The 17,273-nt window shown below is 49.7% G+C and carries 17 protein-coding genes; 8 read left to right on the top strand and 9 right to left on the bottom strand.

Translation table 11 applies throughout. The features are described from left to right. Positions 1 to 50: 50 nt before the first annotated feature. Both KOG47_RS09800 and KOG47_RS09795 read right to left on the bottom strand, forming a co-directional pair. On the bottom strand, positions 51 to 788 hold the full coding sequence (locus KOG47_RS09800) for an ABC transporter permease (RefSeq protein WP_215244146.1): 738 nt from the start codon (positions 786 to 788) through the stop codon (positions 51 to 53). Continuing rightward, positions 766 to 1,698, bottom strand: a complete 933-nt coding sequence (locus tag KOG47_RS09795; protein WP_074037619.1) for an ABC transporter ATP-binding protein — start codon at positions 1,696 to 1,698, stop codon at positions 766 to 768. Before KOG47_RS09795 ends, KOG47_RS09800 begins: the two co-directional genes overlap by 23 nt. A gap of 337 nt (positions 1,699 to 2,035) precedes the next feature. On the opposite strand from KOG47_RS09795, the gene KOG47_RS09790 reads away from it, so the two are divergent. The 3 genes from KOG47_RS09790 (at position 2,036) to KOG47_RS09780 (ending at position 6,618) form a co-directional block, all read left to right on the top strand. Beyond that, entirely contained in the window at positions 2,036 to 4,891 is a 2,856-nt protein-coding gene (locus tag KOG47_RS09790; RefSeq protein WP_215244145.1) for a 2-oxoglutarate dehydrogenase E1 component, read from the top strand. An 18-nt stretch (positions 4,892 to 4,909) separates the two neighbouring features. Then, on the top strand, positions 4,910 to 6,184 hold the full coding sequence (gene odhB, locus KOG47_RS09785) for a 2-oxoglutarate dehydrogenase complex dihydrolipoyllysine-residue succinyltransferase (RefSeq protein ID WP_215244144.1): 1,275 nt from the start codon (positions 4,910 to 4,912) through the stop codon (positions 6,182 to 6,184). 113 nt (positions 6,185 to 6,297) lie between these two features. Next, positions 6,298 to 6,618, top strand: a complete 321-nt coding sequence (locus KOG47_RS09780) for a DUF6241 domain-containing protein (RefSeq protein ID WP_215244143.1) — start codon at positions 6,298 to 6,300, stop codon at positions 6,616 to 6,618. Positions 6,619 to 6,644: 26 nt separating this feature from the next. Here the strand turns inward: KOG47_RS09780 and KOG47_RS09775 are convergent, their stop codons facing one another. Then, positions 6,645 to 8,237 carry a sensor domain-containing diguanylate cyclase gene (locus KOG47_RS09775; RefSeq protein WP_215244142.1) on the bottom strand — a complete coding sequence of 531 codons (1,593 nt, stop codon included), beginning with the start codon at positions 8,235 to 8,237 and terminating at the stop codon, positions 6,645 to 6,647. Between the two features lie 123 nt (positions 8,238 to 8,360). Here KOG47_RS09775 and KOG47_RS09770 point away from each other — a divergent pair, with 123 nt between their 5' ends. From KOG47_RS09770 to KOG47_RS09755, 4 genes are all read left to right on the top strand, one after another. Beyond that, positions 8,361 to 9,017 carry a DsbA family protein gene (locus KOG47_RS09770; protein ID WP_074037614.1) on the top strand — a complete coding sequence of 219 codons (657 nt, stop codon included), beginning with the start codon at positions 8,361 to 8,363 and terminating at the stop codon, positions 9,015 to 9,017. Position 9,018: 1 nt separating this feature from the next. Further along, entirely contained in the window at positions 9,019 to 9,432 is a 414-nt protein-coding gene (locus tag KOG47_RS09765; RefSeq protein WP_047795569.1) for a disulfide oxidoreductase, read from the top strand. Between the two features lie 13 nt (positions 9,433 to 9,445). Beyond that, on the top strand, positions 9,446 to 10,024 hold the full coding sequence (locus tag KOG47_RS09760) for an SCO family protein (protein WP_031421282.1): 579 nt from the start codon (positions 9,446 to 9,448) through the stop codon (positions 10,022 to 10,024). Between the two features lie 195 nt (positions 10,025 to 10,219). Continuing rightward, positions 10,220 to 11,314 carry an MBL fold metallo-hydrolase gene (locus tag KOG47_RS09755; protein WP_215244141.1) on the top strand — a complete coding sequence of 365 codons (1,095 nt, stop codon included), beginning with the start codon at positions 10,220 to 10,222 and terminating at the stop codon, positions 11,312 to 11,314. Between the two features lie 24 nt (positions 11,315 to 11,338). On the opposite strand, the gene KOG47_RS09750 is transcribed toward KOG47_RS09755, so the two are convergent. From KOG47_RS09750 to trhA, 3 genes are all read right to left on the bottom strand, one after another. Continuing rightward, entirely contained in the window at positions 11,339 to 12,556 is a 1,218-nt protein-coding gene (locus KOG47_RS09750; protein ID WP_215244140.1) for an MFS transporter, read from the bottom strand. A gap of 104 nt (positions 12,557 to 12,660) precedes the next feature. Next, the gene (locus KOG47_RS09745; RefSeq protein WP_211781551.1) at positions 12,661 to 13,356 is read right to left on the bottom strand and encodes a DsbA family oxidoreductase; all 696 of its coding nucleotides are present in this window, start codon (positions 13,354 to 13,356) and stop codon (positions 12,661 to 12,663) included. A gap of 88 nt (positions 13,357 to 13,444) precedes the next feature. Beyond that, on the bottom strand, positions 13,445 to 14,089 hold the full coding sequence (gene trhA / locus KOG47_RS09740) for a PAQR family membrane homeostasis protein TrhA (RefSeq protein WP_214691198.1): 645 nt from the start codon (positions 14,087 to 14,089) through the stop codon (positions 13,445 to 13,447). Positions 14,090 to 14,216: 127 nt separating this feature from the next. Between trhA and KOG47_RS09735 the strand changes: the two genes are divergently transcribed. After that, complete coding sequence (locus KOG47_RS09735; RefSeq protein WP_215244139.1) at positions 14,217 to 14,735, top strand: DUF1836 domain-containing protein; 519 nt, start codon at positions 14,217 to 14,219, stop codon at positions 14,733 to 14,735. Positions 14,736 to 14,777: 42 nt separating this feature from the next. Here the strand turns inward: KOG47_RS09735 and KOG47_RS09730 are convergent, their stop codons facing one another. The 3 genes from KOG47_RS09730 to KOG47_RS09720 all read right to left on the bottom strand — a co-directional run bounded on the left by KOG47_RS09730 (position 14,778) and on the right by KOG47_RS09720 (position 17,205). Continuing rightward, positions 14,778 to 15,392, bottom strand: a complete 615-nt coding sequence (locus KOG47_RS09730; RefSeq protein ID WP_215244138.1) for a PH domain-containing protein — start codon at positions 15,390 to 15,392, stop codon at positions 14,778 to 14,780. A 12-nt stretch (positions 15,393 to 15,404) separates the two neighbouring features. After that, complete coding sequence (locus tag KOG47_RS09725) at positions 15,405 to 16,238, bottom strand: aldo/keto reductase (protein ID WP_031421296.1); 834 nt, start codon at positions 16,236 to 16,238, stop codon at positions 15,405 to 15,407. 61 nt (positions 16,239 to 16,299) lie between these two features. Next, on the bottom strand, positions 16,300 to 17,205 hold the full coding sequence (locus KOG47_RS09720) for an MBL fold metallo-hydrolase (protein WP_230872783.1): 906 nt from the start codon (positions 17,203 to 17,205) through the stop codon (positions 16,300 to 16,302). Positions 17,206 to 17,273: the final 68 nt, after the last annotated feature.

Below are 17,273 nucleotides of genomic sequence, written 5' to 3'. Positions count from 1 at the left end.
GCGTAAGAAAAAACCCTTTTGATTTTACGGAATCAAAAGGGTTTGATTGTTTATTCTGCAAACGTTTTACTGCGGAACATAAATGCCGTGATGAGATAGAAGGCGATGATATGAAGGGCGACATAGAAAATCGAGAAGCCCATCGTCGCGTCCATCGCTTTCATAAACTCTGGGTTGACGTCATAGATGGAAAGGTCTGTATGCAAGAAGACAATCCATTTCGCAAGCTCAGGTTTCCAAGCGACAAGAAGACCGCCGATGATACTTGAGGCGAAGTTTGCGAGTACCGTGAAACCGATGACGACGCCGACCGACTTGAAGACGACCGAGAACATGAGCGTCAAGAAGATGATGAAGATCGGTCCGCTCACACTGATGAGGATCGGACCGACGACATCCCATGTGACAGAGCCGTCTAACGTGAGTGAGAACCCGAACGCGACGACCAAGATAAAGACGAATTGGAGCAACATGACGAGGACGGCCATGACGAGCTTCGACAATAAGATGCGGTCGCGAGAGTACGGGCTCATCAACAGGTGTTTCAACGTATCAAATTTCAATTCGTTCCCGACCATCTCTGCCGTAAAGACAATCGTAAAGATACTCAAGAAAGCGATGGCACCCATCGTTGAAAATTCAAAGAACGATGCCGCTTCTGGTGTCCCTTCACCACTGGCCAATACAGCGTATACGATGAGGATGATTGCCGTATACACGCCTAGGGCGACGTATGGTTTAATCGTACGACGCCATTTCATCCATTCATTGCTGAGTAATGAACGCATTGTTCGTACCTCCTTCTTTTTTCGTCAATTTCAAGAATTGTTCTTCGAGCGACTCGTGTTTCATGCCAATCTGATAGACGGCGATATCGCGCTCGATTAATTGTTTCAGTAAGACCGGAATGTCTGTCTCTTGACGCGGTACGATAAACGACTCGGCAGACTGCTGGACGATTTTCACATCATCGAAGGCGAGTGCTGCGACGTCAAGTGCCTCGTTCATCTGCTCCTTGGCAACTTTACAGAGGATGACGCTGTCAGCCTTCGTCTGTCCGTCTTCCACTGACTTGATTTGTCCTTGGTCAATGATTGCGAAACGGTCGGTGATCAATTCCATCTCGCTCAATAAATGGCTCGAGATAAGGATGGCGATTCCGCGGTGGTCCGCAAGATGGCGTAAGTAATTCCGAAGGTCGGCGATACCGGCTGGGTCAAGACCGTTCGTCGGCTCATCTAAGATGAGCACTTTTGGGTTATGCAACAAGGCACGGGCAATCCCGAGGCGCTGTTTCATCCCGAGTGAGTACTGTTTGACTTTCATATCGAGCTTTCCGTCGAGTCCGACGAGGGCACCGAGTGCATTCAAGTCGACTTTTTTCAAGTTCGGAATCAAGTTCATCGCATGAATCAAGTTTTCCCGGCCCGTCATGTACGGATAGAATGCAGGATTCTCGACGATGGCCCCGATTCGGCTGAGCGCTTCTTGGCGGTTGTTCGCCACGTCATACCCATCGACTGTCACGGTCCCGTGCGTCGCAGGCATGAGGCCTGTGATGATTCGAATAGTTGTCGTCTTCCCGGCGCCGTTCGGTCCGAGGAATCCGAAAATTTCTCCTGGAACGACGTCAAAGCTGACATTTGTCAATACCGTTGCTTTTCCCATCTTTTTATGGACATTTTGTACGGATAACATGTGGTCACCTAGCTTTCTGTTAAGAGTAATAGTGTAATGCCTACACTCCCTATTACGGGGCTGTTTGAAATAAGGTTTCATCTTTTTTTGAAATTGTTGAAACAAATACATCAAGACACAATTTATCGATAAGCAAAACTTATTGAAATAGTATGGACGAATTGTGAATTTGTAAGGGTCTTTCTGCGACGAAAGGTGTAGTATGAAGTTGAGCGTAAGAGGCAAGATTTGGTTTTGTTCACCAGGGTAGGAGAAAGGTGAACTGCTTCGGGCTACATGTTAAAATGAAAGCGTTCACAGATTGAACGTTTAGGAATGGATAAGGGGGATTTATTCAATGGGAGAGTCGTCGAATGTTCACGAGAAATCGCAAGCATTTTATGGTCCTAACTTAGGCTACATCATTGAACTGTACGAACAATATTTGGAAGACCCATCATCGGTCGATGAAGAAACACGTCGATATTTTGACGAATTTGGGGCACCGGAAACGTCGTCACCGACAGAAGTGCCGGTCTCGGGTCCATCGTTTGATTTAGAGAAGGTCGTCTCGGCGACACGGCTCATCAACGACATCCGTGCTTTCGGTCATAAAGCAGCTGATATTTATCCACTAAAAGATCACCCGCGCGAGCAGGAACTATTCGAACTGTCACGCTATGATTTGACAGAAGAAGACTTAAAACAAATTCCGGCCCGCCTTTTATCAGACGATGCACCAAAACCAAACGCGAGCGCCTTAGAACTATTCCGTCACTTGCTTGACGTGTATACAGGAACGGTCGCCATCGAACTTCGTCATTTAGATGACATGGAAGAGAAGAAGTGGATCCGTCGTCAAGTCGAACAAGGGGCGTTACAGCAAACCTTCTCGAAAGAAGAAAAAGTCGAGTTGTTCAAACGTTTGGCTGAAACCGAACTGTTTGAATCATTCCTTCATAAAACATACGTCGGACAAAAACGCTTCTCAATCGAAGGATTGGATGCGATGGTGCCACTTCTCGATGCGATGGTCGGAGGCCTCATTTCGAGCGGTTCGGAACATATCAATATCGGAATGGCCCACCGTGGACGTTTGAACGTACTTGCCCATGTTCTCGGCAAACCGTACGAGATGATTTTTGCGGAGTTCCAACACGCGCCGAACAAAGAATTGATTCCATCTGAAGGGTCAATCGGCATCAACTTCGGTTGGTCAGGCGATGTGAAATATCACCTCGGTCTTGACCGGAAAGTGGTCGAACAGCAAAAAGAAGTCCGTCTCAACTTGGCGAACAACCCGAGTCACCTCGAGTTCGTCGGGTCGGTCGTCGAAGGATATACACGTGCCGCACAAGATGACCGTTCTGAAAAAGGATCGGCTGTACAGCACGACGATTTGGCAGCCTCAATCTTGATCCACGGAGATGCGGCCTTCCCAGGACAAGGTATCGTCGCGGAGACACTCAACATGACAAACTTGACGGGTTACCGTACAGGTGGGACGGTTCACGTCATCGCCAACAACACAATCGGTTTCACAACGGACCCGAACGATTCGCGGTCGACGCGTTATGCAAGTGATATCGCCAAAGGCTACGAGATTCCAGTCTTCCATGTCAATGCGGATGATCCGGAGGCATGTGTTGCCGTCGCGAAGTTGATTAGTGAGTATCGTGCCAAGTTCCATAAAGATATCTTAGTCGACTTGATCGGGTACCGTCGTTACGGTCACAATGAAATGGACGAACCGATGAACACGAACCCGGTCCTTTACAAAGCCATCAAAGGACACCAGTCTGTCCGTCACGTCTATGCCGCACGACTTGAGGAAGAAGGCGTCATGACGAAAGATGAGAAAACGCAAATCGAACAAAAAATCGAACAAGCCTTGAAGGCGGCACGTGATCTCGTTCCTTCTGAAGAAGAAGATGCAGACATCGTGTTACCGGATGCGGTCCATAAAGGATTCCCGAAAGTCGACACGAGCGTCGAACGAGAATTCCTCACGCAATTGAATGAAGAGTTATTGAACTGGCCGGAAGGCTTTGGTGTCTTCCATAAGCTTCAAAAAGTACTCGACCGTCGCCGTGACGCGTTCAGCGAAGGTGGGAAAATTGACTGGGGTCATGCGGAAACGCTCGCCTTCGCGTCAATTCTTTCAGATGGTACGCCGGTCCGCTTGAGCGGTCAAGATTCAGAGCGCGGAACGTTCGCCCAACGGAACATCATGTTGAACGATGTCGAGTCAGGTAAGAAATTCTCGCCACTCCATGAGTTGTCGACGGCGAAAGCATCATTCTCGGTCTATAACAGCCCGCTCTCAGAAGGTTCGGTGCTAGGATTTGAATATGGCTATAACGTATTCGCACAAGATACACTCGTCCTATGGGAAGCGCAATACGGTGACTTCGCGAACTCGGCACAAGTCATGTTCGACCAGTTCATCTCGGCGGGACGCGCGAAATGGGGTCAAAAATCAGGCCTCGTCATGCTCTTGCCGCACGGTTACGAAGGACAAGGGCCGGAGCACTCAAGTGCACGTATGGAACGCTACTTGACACTTGCCGGGGAGAAAAACTGGACAGTTGCAAACCTTTCGTCTGCGGCACAATACTTCCATATTCTCCGTCGTCAAGCAGAGATGCTCGGGAAAGAAGAGATTCGTCCGATGATCATCATGACACCGAAGAGTCTGCTTCGTCACCCGCTCGCCACGTCACCAGTCGAGGCGTTTACGGAAGAGAGCTTTAAACCAATCGTCGAACAGCCAGGTCTCGGGGAGAACACAGAGAAAGTCGAACGTCTTGTTTTCTGCACAGGGAAAATGGCGATCGATCTCGCGGAAGCAGTCGGCAAGTCAGAAGAGTCACTCGACTTCTTGCATATCGTCCGTGTCGAAGAAATTTACCCGTTCCCGGTTCGTGAGATTCGTGATGTCATCAGTCGTTATCCGAACGCGCGTGAAATCGTCTGGGTTCAAGAAGAACCGAAAAACATGGGGGCTTGGACATATATCGAGCCTCGTTTAGAAGCGGTCACAACGAACCGACTCGATGTCCGTTATATCGGCCGTCGCCGTCGTTCGAGTCCGGCTGAAGGGAATCCGACAGCTCATAAACAAGAACAAGCACGCATCATCCGTGAAGCACTCTCTCGTGACGTCGTCTCGAGCGCTGCAGGCACGAGCACATATCAAAAAGATCGTAAATAAGTTAAGGGGGAACTCATTGTGATCGAAATCAAAGTACCGGAATTAGCAGAGTCCATTACGGAAGGAACGGTCGCGACATGGCTCAAACAGCCAGGCGACCAAGTCGAAAAAGGGGAAGCGATCGTCGAGCTCGAGACAGATAAAGTCAATATCGAAGTCCCGGCTGACGAAGCGGGTGTGTTAGAAGAACAACTTGCCGGAGAAGGGGACACGGTTCAAGTCGGTGAAGTTATCGCACGTCTCGGTTCAGGTTCTGGTGGCGGAACGGCTGTCGCGACGAAGACGAAGACGGAAAACGCGACAGAAACGAAAACAGAAGCACCGACTGAGAAAAAGACAGAGTCTATTGAAGAAGGCAAGAAAGTCGAGAAACGTGAAGAGCACGTGGCGAGCCCGGGTAAAGGACCAATCGCGACACCTGCTGCACGCAAGCTCGCTCGAGAGAAAGGTATCGACCTTTCAGCTGTCCAAACGAACGATCCAATCGGTCGCATCAACGTCCATGACGTTTCAAAACATGAAGACAAACCAGCCGTGAAAGAGCAGAAACCAGCGGCAGCAGCTCCGGCACCACAACCGGCAGCGAGTGGGAAAGAAGAAGAGCGCATCAAAATGACACGTCGTCGTCAAACGATTGCGAACCGCCTCGTCGAAGTGCAACAGACGGCAGCGATGCTCACAACGTTCAACGAAATCGATATGTCGGCGGTCATGGCACTTCGTAAACGTCGCCAAGAGAAGTTCGTGAAAGACAACGATGTTAAACTCGGCTTCATGTCGTTCTTCACGAAAGCAGCAGTGGCAGCTCTCAAGCGGATGCCTTACTTGAACGCTGAAATCCAAGGCAACGAAATCGTCTTGAAGAAATATTATGATATCGGGATTGCCGTCTCGGCTCCAGATGGTCTCGTCGTTCCGGTCGTCCGTGAAGCGGACCGCAAAAACTTCGGGGAAATCGAGAAAGATATCCTTCACCTCGCGGACAAAGCGCGTAACAACAAGCTCGGGTTGAGTGATTTGACAGGTGGTACGTTCACGATCACAAACGGTGGCGTGTTCGGTTCACTCCTCTCAACACCAATCTTGAACGGACCGCAAGTCGCTATCCTTGGGATGCACTCGATTCAACTCCGTCCAGTCGCCATCGATGCGGATACAATGGAGAACCGTCCGATGATGTACGTGGCACTCTCGTATGATCACCGAATCGTAGATGGTCGTGAGGCTGTGACATTCCTCAAGCACATCAAAGACATGATTGAAGATCCAGAACAATTGTTGTTCGAAGCGTAAGAACAGGAAGTACTCGCTCCTATTTAGGGGCGAGTGCTTTTTTATGTCAGGTTTTTTTGTTGAGTAAATATTTATGATGAAAATCAACGAGAAAAGACAATCGCGTCGATGCGATGCATCTGATCACCCATCAAAAAGTCTTGGCGACAGAAAAAGCGGGTGCCATCTCGATGACACATGAAAATCTGAAAGAGGTTCGTGACTATTTGGAGTTGTTGCGCGACAAGAATAAAATCAAAAACGATGACTATCTTCAACTCTGCGGAATCCTTGAACGATGGGGACAAGCTATCTTCGATGAAATCGATAAAGAACAGGACGTATTGTTAGAGGAAATGTATGATGTCATTGAATTCTTGAACGGACTGGCGACACGTGCAGAAGAAAGTCGTGGATACGGAAACGGAAGAATAAGCAAAAGGAGTTCATCATGAACTCCTTTTTGCATGGGGAAACGATGTCATGAGAGCGACTCATGGAAGGAAAGTTGGTGTTTCCCGTTCGCTTTTGACCGATATAACGCTTCGTCCGCTTGTTCGATAGCGATGTGCGGTGGTTCCGGTGGACTCCAAATGGACGCCCCGATACTAGCCCCGACTTTTACCGATACGATGTCTAGCGTAATCGGCTCAGAAATCATCTCGATGAGTGTGTTTCCGACCTCCCGAACCTGTTGGGTCGAGCGCTCAGTCCTTGGGAACATGAGGAAGAACTCATCTCCGCTCAATCGGACGGGGTAAACCTCCTCGATGGGGAGCGCCCGTAACCGGTGTGCGACCTCGACCAATACCTCGTCCCCGACCGCATGACCATATGTATCATTCACCGCCTTGAAGCCGTCGAGATCGAGATAAAAGAAGACGTACGGTTCTTGCGAGGTGTGTAGTTGATTCAGCTGTTCACGTAGGGCGACCCGGTTTGAAAGACCGGTCAGTGCGTCACGGTTTGCTAGTTTTTCAAAGTGTACCCGTTCCGACTCTGACTCCGTAAGGGAGGTGACGAGCGATTCGAGCGCGAAAGCGAGCGACTCAATCTCTTCGATTCCTGATTGATGGGGGAATGTGTTCGCTTTTCCTTGTTCCATGAGCGAAGCCGTTTCGGTGATTCGCTTCAACGGTCTCGTCACGATCGAAGCGAGTAGCCAACCGAGTACAGCCGTCACAAGTGAGGCCAATAAACCAATCCATAGAATTCTCGTTTCAAGTGTCTCGACTGGTGCAAACGCGACTGCCGTCGGCTGACGGACGACGACCTGCCAACCAAGTCCAGGATATTCATCATATCCTTTTCCGATTGACATGCCTGTCAGATAGTCTTGACCGTCATCCCACTCTTTCACGGAAGCGCCTTCTGTAAAGGATACAGGGAGTGGTTTTCCGACCATGTCGTCTGGACCGAGGAGCACGACACTGTCTCGTTCACTGATGACGAATAAATCCGTATCATCGACTTGTTCATGAAGCGTTCGATTGAAATGTTCGAGTACTTCTTTCCCCCAGGCCCAGCTTAAATGAGTGGCAAGTACCCCTTGAAACGAGCCGTCCTGGAAAAGCGGGACACTGATATCGACGAATTGGAGCGGTTCTCCCGTCGGATTCGGCAATAATTCAGCTAAGAGAACTGCCTCGTGGACATCTCCGATAAATGGGGAATCTTGCGCTTCAAGATAAACCGGTCGTTCCGCAATCGATGCCCCTTCGAGAATCCCGTTCGTCGAAGCGACGACGGTCCCGTCCGCATCCGTGACGCCCATCCAAGAGAAGGCGGGGATGTTTGATTGGACTTGGTCGAGGAGTCGACGTGTCTCGTCTCGGTCTTCTAAATCGAGGCCTTGTAAGAGTTGGACTTCTTGATAGCGTGACCACATATAAAAATCGAGTTTGTCCGCCAATTGATGTGATGTCGTCGAGAGGCGTTCCCCGATTTCTTTCTCGAGCGCGTCAGATGCCCGGTGACTGATGAGGGAAGTGAGTGCGATCGTCAGTAAAAAGACGAGCGTGGCAATGCTGAGCGCCAAAATGAGTCCGAGGCGCATCGTAAAAGACTTGATCATGCGTAAATAAACCTCCTAAAGCTTGAATTAAAGAGAATTATGAAAAACGAGTCGATATCATGATAGGAAGAAGAGCTTCCGCTATAATGAAAGACGAGTCGAAAATAGATAGAGGTGAAGAGAATGAAAAAGAATCAATTGTTGGTCATCTTGACCATCGTCGCGGTCGCATTAATCGCATTGGTGTTCGTCTTACTCAACCAAGATGAGTCGACGACAGCTGAGCGTGGCGATCACGTCTCGATTGAAGGACAACCGACACTCGGAAACCCGGACGCAAAAGTATCGGTCGTCGAGTTCGGAGATTACAAGTGTCCTTCGTGTAAACAGTGGGGTGAAACGATTTACCCGCAACTGAAAGCGGATTATCTCGACAAGGAAGACGTCAGCTTCAGCTATATTAACGTCTTGTTCCACGGACAAGAATCGATCTTGGCATCCCTCGCTTCTGAGTCGGTATACGAGCAAGACCCTGAGTCGTTCTGGAAGTTCCATAAGGCGCTCTACGATGCGCAACCGGAATCACAACAACATGACAATGCGTGGGTGACCGTCGAGAAGCTGAAAGAAATCGCAGGCGAGACGACATCGGTCGACTTGGCGAAGTTTGAGCAAGACCTTGGGGAAGAATCGACCGTACTTGAAAAAGTCAGTACGGATGACGGTCTTGTAAAAGAGAACGGTGTTCAATTCACCCCGTCCATCATGATCAACGGCGTGATGCTCGAAGACCCGTTCGATTACGAAAAAATCCAAGAGCTGATCGAGCAGGATTTGTAAGATGAAATCATTTCTCGAAAAGTATGGGTTATACCTCGCTTGGCTCGTCTCGTTGACGGCGACGCTCGGCAGTCTCTACTTCAGTGAGATTCGGGAGTTCGTGCCATGTGAGCTATGTTGGATTCAACGTATCTTTATGTATCCGCTGACCATCCTCTTGGGAATTGCCGTCTTCACGGACGATCGGGCGGTTCGGAAATATGTGTTACCGCTTACTATCATAGGCGGTTTCGTATCACTTTACCATTACTTGGTACAGAAAGTGCCAGGTTTTGCAGAAATTCAACCTTGTGCACAAGGAGTTCCGTGTAGCGGTCAATACATTAACTGGCTCGGGTTCATCACGATCCCGTTCCTCGCATTGACGGCTTTCACGCTCATCACAATCCTCATGTGGAACGTCAAAAAGCGATAAGGAGTTGGCACGTGTGAAGAAATGGTGGATGATTGGTTTGACGACGATGCTCATCGTCCTAGCAGGATGTGGTCAAGAGATTGAGGATCCGCTCAACTGGGAAGTCGAATCGTTCGAATATACGAATCAAGATGAAGAAATGGTCAGTCTTGACGATTTAAAAGGGAAAGTGTGGATGGCGGATTTCGTTTTTACAAGCTGTGAGACAGTCTGTCCACCGATGACATACAATATGACAAAGCTGAATGAAGCGCTTGAAGAAGAGGGCGTCGAAGACGTGCAATTCGTTTCCTTCAGCGTCGACCCGACGGTGGACACTCCGGAGAAGATGAAAGAGTTTATGAGTGGCTATGACCTTGCGAAAGCAGATTGGCAGTTCCTCTCAGGCTACTCGCAAGACGAGATTGAAACGTTTGCCCAACAGAACTTCAAGGCGCTCGTCCGGAAGCCTGACGAAGGTACACAAGTCGACCACGGCACGTATTTCTATTTGGTCGACCAGGAAGGAAAAATCATCAAGGCGTATCCTGGTTTCCAAAACGTTCCGACCGAAGACATCATCAACGACATTAAAATCTTGCAAAAATCTTAACCGAAGACCTGCTCCACCAAACACGGGTGGGCAGGTCTTTTTGGTTTAAGAGACCTGCTATAATGGAATAAGCAGAATGCTCAATGAAGAGCACGCCATTTTTTGAAAGATAGGCGAATCAATATACTTTCTCGTATTGAAACGGCGAAGGCACGCTATAATCAATTCAACGAACTATTAGAAAAGAGGATCTACATGAAAAAGACGATGTTGCTCTCATTGGTTGGAATGGCGGCTGTCACCGGAACGATTCTGACACAGTACAAACCACTTGGACGAAAGCCGAAATCGCTTCAATCTCCGAACCGGATCAATGGAAAGTTCCGTAATCAATATGAGACACCGATGAACTTCTCTGCGCAAGACATGGTGTCGATGGCGCGCGACTATCGTGATGTGACGTCACTGCGTAAGCCTACCGAACGTCTTCCGATCGTGCCAATCGATTTTGAGGAGAAGACGGGCTCGAGCTTCACAAGAATCTATTGGCTCGGTCATTCGGCGCTCATGGTACAAATGGACGGGAAGACGATGCTCGTCGATCCGATGTTTGGACGTAGCCCATCCCCACTCCCGTTCGCTAAAAACGAACGCTTCAGTGAAGACTTGCCGTTCGAACTCGAGGACTTGCCCGAAATCGATGTCGTCTTATTGACGCATGACCATTACGACCATCTCGATTATGGAACGATTCTTGCCATCAAAGACAAGGTCGCCATGTTCATCGTACCGCTCGGGGTAGGGAGTCATTTGAAACGATGGGGTGTCGGGGCAGAACGAATCGTAGAACGGGATTGGGGCGAGTCGTATGCGTTCGGGTCGTGGACATTCGTCTGTACGCCGGCGCGTCACTTCTCCGGTCGCTCGTTGACGGACCGCAACAGCACACTCTGGGCATCATGGGTCGTCCTCGGTGAGACGGACCGACTCTTCTTCAGTGGGGATAGTGGCTACGCTCCGCATTTCAAGATGATTGGCGAACAGTACGGGCCGTTTGATTTTGCCGCACTTGAATGCGGGCAATATGACGTGCGCTGGCCAGACGTCCATATGCAACCGGAAGAGACCGCGCAAGCGTTTCACGATTTACGGGCCGACCAAATGATGCCGATCCATTGGGGGGCGTTCACGCTGTCGTTCCACGATTGGTTCGACCCAGCGGAACAGATGGCGTCTCTTTTACCGAAAGAAGTCGTCCTCACTCCGAAGATTGGGGAGCGGATCACGCTCGACGGTCGGAATGATACGACGACGTGGTGGCGAGAGCTCGAAGACGCAAACAAGCGATGACCTCGGTCACCGCTTGTTTTTTTGTTAGGAAGACATCTTCTCTGTGGAATCTTCCTCGATATGCAATTGATGCTTTCTCGTGTATACAAGAAATGCGCCGGTCATCGCAATCGAACTAATTCCAAACAAGACGACCATGAGCTGAAGTCCAATCAAATCGAGGAAGAATCCTGTCACGAGAAGGACGACTTGGAAGATGATCCGGTCGAGCATGTTTCGGAACGAGAAGAAACGACCGTGATATTCTTTTGGCATCCGTGTTTGGAAAATCGTGACCGCCGTCGGGAAGAAACATCCGACCGAGAAGCCGAAGAGAACGAACGCAGCAATGGACATGAACGGGATGTCCGCAAAATAGAGCATCAGTTGGGCGACACCGATTAAAAACGAGAACGAGAATAAAATCGAGAACGCCGAGAATTTTTCTCCGATCCGTTTAATCATAAAGGCACCTGTCATGAAGGCGAGTCCCTCTGCCGTATAAATCCATCCTTTAATCGCCGTCGAATCTTGCAACTCACTGATATTGATGACGAGCAAGTTGAATCCTCCGATGAAGAGGAGCGGGATGAGCGTCATGACGAGTGTCATGAAGATGACGGGAATCGATTTGATGATTGGGAAGACGTCTTTGAAACCGCTCGACGCTTTCGCATCGACCTTTTTCGCCGAGGGCGTTTTCGTCTCATCGAGTTTCAAGAAGAGCGTCGCGACCGCTAGCAACAGGTAGGCGACGAGCGAGAGCGCGTAGACGTTACGGAGCGAGATCAGTGTCAAAAGGACACCTGCAATCGCCGTCCCGATGACACGCGACAAGGTAGACACATTCATATGAACGCCGTTCAAGGCAAGAAGCTCCCGTTCCTTCACGATGAGCGGAATCGCTGCCTGGAGGGCAGGGAAATAAAAAGCGGCCGATCCCTGTAAGATAATCAAGAAGATGACCATCCACACGACCGAATTCGTCTCGATGGCGACGAACATGAAGATCACGCTGAACGCCCGGACGATGCTCGAGATGAGCATGATGTTTTTCTTAGAACCTTGGTCGGTCAAGCGACCCGCGAGCGGACCGATGGCGACCCCGGCAAGTAAGCCGATGGCGAGAATGACCGCCTTCACAAAGTCAGAGGGGACACGGTCTTGCATAAATTCCAAGTTCCCGATGATGCCGAGCCATAGACCAAGACCGGCGACGAATTCGCCCGTCAAGATGATCCAGACGTTCCGATTTTTCCACATAAATGTATTCCTCGATTCTTATCTGTTGATAATAATTATGCTTGAGAATGATTCATTTAGCCACAAAAAAGAAGCCGAACGTCGGCTTCTTCATCAATCAAAAATCAAATATCACAGTTGTCGTCGGTGCACGTCGCGCCGTTCGAAAGGACTTGAATCGTCGGATTGTTCTCAGACCAGACTTTTTCGAGCACTTGCGTGAACGCTTCCGTCGGCTGAGCACCAGACACCCCATATTTGTTGTCGAATACGAAGAACGGGACACCAGTGATGCCGAGGTCGCTCGCGCGTTTTTCTTCTGCACGTACGTCTTCCGTATACACGTCAGTCGTCAAGACGTCACGCACGGCGTCACGATCGAGTCCGACGCTTGTCGCGATTTCAAGCAGCACATCGTGGTTCCCGATGTGTTTCGCGTCGACGAAATACGCCTGCAGCAACGCTTCCGACAATTCTTTTTCTTTCCCGACCGTTTTCGCGTAATGTGTCAAACGATGCGAGTCGAGCGTACCCGTCACGACCATGTTCTCAAAATCGTAATCGAGTCCGACTTCGCGGGCCTGTGCAGCGACTTGTGCTGTCGTTCCTTTTGCCTGTTCAATCGGCATCCGATATTTCGTTGCGAGTGCCTCATAGATGGTACGTGAATCATTCGTCGGGGCGTTCGGGTCGAGCTCGAAACTCTTGAATTCGACTTCCACTTGATCCGCCTGTGGGAACTGTTCGAGCGCCTCTTCTAGACGACGCTTACCGATATAACAAAACGGGCAGACATAATCTGACCATACTTCAATTTTCATGATGAATCCCTCCTGTCCTTAGTGTAGGAAATCTTGAATTCAAAGTACAGGAAACGGCTCATGAAAAAAAGCCCTCCACGAGGAGGACTTAAAAGACGTACCAGAACACACAGACGAAGTGGGCGAAGCTTCCGAACAAGATGAACAGATGGAACACCTCATGGAAGCCCCAGCCGCGCCAGTTGACGAATTTTGGCTTGAACCCGTAAATGAGTCCACCAATGGTATACATGACGCCCCCGAGTACGAGCCAGAAGATGCCGGCGTTGCCAATCACTTCATGGAGCGGTCCGATAAAGAAGACGGATAGCCAGCCCATTCCGATATAGAGCGCGGTCGACAAGAAACGCGGGGCATGGAACCAAACGAGTTTGAAGACAATGCCGAACAAGGCGAGTGCGTGTACGGTACCGAAGAGGACCCACCGCGTCGGTCCCTCGAGAGCGAGTAACGTGAGTGGCGCGTATGTACCCGCAATCAATGCGTAAATCATCGCATGATCGATTCTCCGGAAGAAAGCGATGACGTTCGGCGAGGCGATGATGCTATGGTAAAGACCGGACGATAAATAGAGAAAGACGAGGCTGATCCCAAATAGAATCGCTGCCATAATCGCGAGTGGCGAGCCAAGTAGTGAGGCTTTGACGACCATGGCAATCAGCGCGATGAAAGCGAGTACCGCGCCGGCGAGATGCGTCAACGCGTTAATCGGTTCTCGGAAAATCGAATTCATGTAAAACACTCCTTATCACATCATGTAGTATCGATAACTACATGATATACTGAAAAGGGACAAACAGCAAGGTATACCTTTCGACAAGTCGCAGTTTTCATTATACTGAAGAGGTGAGGTGAGACAGATGAAAGCAAAACAGATTACCGAGACGGAAGGGACGCTTCCGAGAGAAGTGTTACCGACAATCGATTTATACATGGATCAGGTCATCCAATTGTTCGAGCAACATTATGACAAGATGAAGCGGAACGAAGATGAGACTATTTTGACGAAGACGATGATCAACAACTATGCGAAGGGTAAGTTGTTCCATCCTGTCAAAAATAAGAAGTATACGAATGAACATCTGATGTTGCTCAGTTTGATTTATGAGATGAAAGGCCTTCTGTCAATCAGTGACATCAAGGGGACACTCCGCCCTTTGAACGAGTCGGACGAGACGTTTTCACTTGAGGACTTCTACGAGGCGTATCAGGCGCAGAAAGTGAAGAATTTAGAAGCGTTCGAAGTTCAGGCGGACACGCTTTTGAATGCATCGGTCGAAAAAGAGAATGGTATCCAGCGGTCGCTCGCTATTGCGTCTGCCGTTCACATGAGCCACTTGTATCAGCGATTGGCCGAGCAGTTAATTGATGAGAACTAAAACAACTCCTCCGAAGACAAATCGTCTGCGGAGGAGTTGTTTTTAGTTATTGATGTATTTTTCGTAAACCGTACCGAAGTCTTTACGGTTCCATTCATGATAGTGACGTTGTAGCCAATCGAACGATTGCTCGATCAATTCCTTGAACGTGTTCGGGACGTTCATGTCACCTTCACGGAGTCCGCTCAAAATCGACACCGAATGTGTGAGCGACGTATTCGCATACTCCATCATGCGACGCCCTTCTCGCTGAATCTCTTCAATCGCAAGGAGTGCCTTGTACAAATCTTTCACGTGCTCGATTTGCTTCTTGTTGATATCGATTGAGTATGGCTTGTCGCCGATTGTGAATTTGACTTCGACATCGAGGTCGACGGTGCCGGCTGTCTCGAACATGACGTGCTTAATCGGATAGTGTGCGTAAGGGTAACGATACAGAACTCGTTTCGAACTCATCGCGCTCGTCCCGTCGAGGTGAATCATTCCTAAGTTTGTAAAGCAGTACTCATCCGATTTTGATTTGATCAAGAAGTAGATCTTTTCGTTATCCTCATGGAGGACGTAATCATCCGAGTCCGCCTTATCGAAATCGGACGGGTCGATCACCTCACCGATGTCGCTGAAGCCAGTCAAATCAGAAGCTAGTTTTTTGAACATGTCATTCACTCCTCAGTAATGGATTTTATGCATCTCTTTCGGGTCGGACCCGGTCCGCTCGTCACGATTGAGCGCATCGATGGCCGCCATCTCTTCTTTCGTCAACGTGAAGTCGAATACCTGTATGTTTTCTTTGATTCGACTCGGTGTGACCGATTTTGGAATCACAGCGACTCCGTTCTGTAAATGCCAACGCAAGATGACTTGAGCCGGTGACTTGCCGTGAGCGTTCGCAATCTTGACAATCGTCTCATCTTCGAGCGCTTCGCGTCCTTTCATGAGTGGACTCCACGCTTGAATTTGGATGTCATATCGTTTGCAGAATGCAATCAGTTCTTTCTGAGACAAATATGGATGGATCTCGACCTGGTTCACGGCCGGGACAATCGAGCAAGATTGAATGATTTGTTCCAAATGCTCGATCTCAAAGTTCGAGACGCCGATTGCTCGGACGCGTCCTTCTTCATACAACTGTTCGAGTGCTTTGTACGTTTCGACGAACTTGCCAAAACGGGGCATCGGCCAGTGGATGAGGAACAAGTCGACATACTCGAGACCGAGCCGGTCAAGACTATCCTGGAACGCTTGGAGCGCCTCATCAAATCCGTGGAACTCGTTCCAAAGCTTTGTCGTCACAAAGACGTCCTCCCGTGGGATGCCTGCTTCACGAAGCGCTTGTCCGACACTCTCTTCATTTTGATAAATCGCAGCCGTATCGATCAATCGATAGTCTGCATCGAGCGCAGCTTTGACTGTATCGACCGTCACCGCACCATCTTCGACCTTATAGACACCGAGACCGAGCATCGGCATCTTGACGTCATTATTCAACGTCGTCCATTCCATAAAAAATCCCTCCCTCTCGTCTATAACGTTACCGAAATTTTGGATGAAGGGAAAGGAAAAACTACAGACGGATGCTTTCCCCGTGCGCCTTGATCACAATTTGGTCACGGTCGAGTTTTGCGGCCGCGACGAGACGATGATACGGTTCCTCGACAGGCTCATAAGAAAGGACGAACGTGTCCCAATGCATCGGGAAGAAACGCTTCGCTCCACTCTCTTTGTACATCATCCAAGCCTGTTCCGGAGTACAGTGCGCTTCCTGGAACGAGTCCGGTTGATAGGCACCGATGGGGAAAAAGGCGAGGTCGATCGGTTCACGATCGGCGAGTCCTTTGAAGGAGTCGGTGTACGCCGTGTCTCCTGCGAAGAGCATACGAATCCCTTTGTATTTGAGCAGGTACCCGTTGTACCCCATATGTTTGTCCCACGGGAAACGGTTGCCCCAATGCTTGACGGGAATGGCGCGGACATCGAGCCCGTTCGCAAGTGTCACTTTGTCATGTGGATGCAGTTCGAGCGTCTGCAGACTTGGGTATCGGCGCAACAGGCGGCTCGTCCCAGGAGCAGAGACGACAATCGTCTCGCGAGTGATGAGTCGCTTCAAACTTTTATGGTCAAAGTGGTCCATATGGGCATGGCTGAGTAGGATGACATCGACCGGGCCGACCTCCTCAATGGAGAGGGCCGGAGCGGTGTGACGTTTCATGCCGACTGTCAGCGGTCCGAGATGGACACCGATTCGTTTTGAGAAGACGGGGTCTGTTAAAATCTTGAGCCCATACCAATGAATGAGGACCGTCGAATGCCCGATCCACGTCGCCTGCACATGCGTCTCATCAATAGTTGTCAGTTCTGGACGTTCCGGCCATTTAAAGCGGGGACGGGGGAGACGACGTTTGAATCGTGTATAGAGAAACGTTCCGACGCTCGCCAAGACGGCACTCGGAACGAGGATGCGTCGACGCATCATGCATCACCTCACTGTTCGAATATATTGTCATCATATCGCGAGGACAGATGCACCGCATCCGCCTA

Source organism: Exiguobacterium sp. s121 (assembly GCF_018617245.1).
GTDB classification, from domain to species: Bacteria; Bacillota; Bacilli; order Exiguobacteriales; family Exiguobacteriaceae; genus Exiguobacterium; species Exiguobacterium profundum.
Note: the sequence above shows the minus strand (reverse complement) of the source record. Positions and strands in the feature narration are given on the sequence as shown.